A 1,515-nucleotide genomic window follows, 5' to 3' on the forward strand; every position below is an offset into this window, starting at 1 on the left:
ACCACTTTGTGATTCATGACTGGGGTGAAGTCGTAACAAGGTAACCGTAGGGGAACCTGCGGTTGGATCACCTCCTTACCAGCTGATACTTTCCTTCGAAGTGCTCACACAGATTGTCTGATGAAATTAAAGAAGAGCGGTAAAACCTCAGCAGGCTTGTAGCTCAGGTGGTTAGAGCGCACCCCTGATAAGGGTGAGGTCGGTGGTTCAAGTCCACTCAGGCCTACCAAATCTTCCGTACTCTGCGTTGTGTCTCCGGCTCGCATGGAAAGCTATGCGTCGCGAAGCCACGCCCTGATTACGAAAGATTTTCAGTAGTGAATCTGACGGTTTAAGCAATATCTGGGGCTATAGCTCAGCTGGGAGAGCGCCTGCTTTGCACGCAGGAGGTCAGCGGTTCGATCCCGCTTAGCTCCACCATTAACGCCGGCGGCGTTAATTTACGTCAGAATGCATTCCCAGAGTGCATTGCGACGTATCTGCTCTTTAACAATCCGGAACAAGCTGAAAATTGAAAAATCTTCAATAGCGCAAGTTATTGAGGGTTCTCTCAAATACTTACAACCGACTCAGGTCACTGCCGGAGCAGTCATGAGCGAGCTAAGTGGCAGCAAGGCGTCAGGAGCGCAGTCGCGCGCAGCATACTGAAGTATGTGAGCACGACGAGCCCCGCACAACGCCGCTGACACGATGCGCAGCCATGACGGTACCGGGACAGGACGCCTGTGGGTTGTGAGGTTAAGCGAATAAGCGTACACGGTGGATGCCCTGGCAGTCAGAGGCGATGAAGGACGTGCTAATCTGCGAAAAGCGCCGGTAAGGTGATATGAACCGTTACAGCCGGCGATGTCCGAATGGGGAAACCCGGTGCACTCAGTGCATCATCGTATGATGAATCCATAGTCATACGAGGCGAACCGGGGGAACTGAAACATCTAAGTACCCCGAGGAAAAGAAATCAACCGAGATTCCCCCAGTAGCGGCGAGCGAACGGGGAGCAGCCCAGAGCCTGAATCAGCGAGTGCATTAGTGGAAGCGTCTGGAAAGTCGCGCGACACAGGGTGAAAGCCCCGTACACAAAAGTGCACCCGCTGTGAGCTCGAAGAGTAGGGCGGGACACGTGGTATCCTGTCTGAACATGGGGGGACCATCCTCCAAGGCTAAATACTCCTGACTGACCGATAGTGAACCAGTACCGTGAGGGAAAGGCGAAAAGAACCCCGGCGAGGGGAGTGAAAAAGAACCTGAAACCGTGTACGTACAAGCAGTGGGAGCCCCACCACTAAGCCAGTGGTGAACTCCACGTCAGCATCCTTTGCTCAGGCAACGGTTGCCGTTCGCGTTTACGCGGGCGGCCAACCGCAAAAAAAGCAGAGGGGGCTTAGTGGTGGGGTGACTGCGTACCTTTTGTATAATGGGTCAGCGACTTGTATTCTGTAGCAAGGTTAACCGTATAGGGGAGCCGTAGGGAAACCGAGTCTTAACCGGGCGCTAAGTTGCAGGGTACAGACCCGA

The 1,515-nt window shown here is 53.9% G+C and carries 2 tRNA genes and 2 rRNA genes; all 4 read left to right on the forward strand.

What is annotated here, in order from left to right:
- Nucleotides 1-78, forward strand: a 16S ribosomal RNA gene (locus BTJ39_RS24170); the annotation flags it as partial.
- Between the two features lie 74 nt (nucleotides 79-152).
- Nucleotides 153-229 (forward strand) — tRNA-Ile (locus tag BTJ39_RS24175).
- Nucleotides 230-344: 115 nt separating this feature from the next.
- A tRNA-Ala gene (locus BTJ39_RS24180) sits at nucleotides 345-420 on the forward strand.
- A gap of 316 nt (nucleotides 421-736) precedes the next feature.
- A 23S ribosomal RNA gene (locus BTJ39_RS24185) occupies nucleotides 737-1,515 on the forward strand; the annotation flags it as partial.

The sequence above is a fragment of the Izhakiella australiensis genome (assembly GCF_002006995.1).
Taxonomy (GTDB): domain Bacteria; phylum Pseudomonadota; class Gammaproteobacteria; order Enterobacterales; family Enterobacteriaceae; genus Izhakiella; species Izhakiella australiensis.